Raw genomic sequence first — 493 nt, forward strand, 5'->3', positions numbered from 1 at the left:
GCGAATTCTTGGTGCGTGATGCTTCAAGCGTGATTGCGTCCTGATCGTCTGAAAGTTCGTGCCACTTCAAGTTGGCGATCTCGTCGCGGCGTTGGCCGGTCAACAATAGCAGTTGCACCATCGGCCCAAATGGATAGCCGCATTTCTCTGCCGCCTTCCAAACGGTTTTGATTTCCTCATGGGATAGCACGCGGTCGCGGCTGGCCGCCTTAGCCGGCGCTTCCGCAAGTTCGATGATGTTGCGGCCAATGGCGCGTGCAACTGGTTTCCAGCGGAAGAATGCAGACAGAACCGCAAACGCGTTCCGACGTGCGCCGGGCGTGAGCTTCGCCAACAGCTTTTCAATGTCCCGGTAATCGAGCGTGCGAATGTCGGTGACGTGCTTCCAATGAGGCTTGATGTTGGTGGCTATGATGCGATCGTATTCGTCTGCGGTCGATGCCTTGACCGCCCTGCCCTTGAAGCCGGTTGCGCGGGCGGTTTTGATGAATTC

Annotated in this window: 1 pseudogene; it reads right to left on the minus strand. The window is 57.2% G+C overall.

Annotated elements, in window-relative coordinates:
- Nucleotides 1–493 (minus strand): annotated as a pseudogene (locus O7A05_RS34110) (hypothetical protein); the annotation flags it as partial.

This window comes from Mesorhizobium argentiipisi (SeqCode) (assembly GCF_037179585.1).
In the GTDB taxonomy this organism is placed as follows: Bacteria; Pseudomonadota; Alphaproteobacteria; order Rhizobiales; family Rhizobiaceae; genus Mesorhizobium; species Mesorhizobium argentiipisi.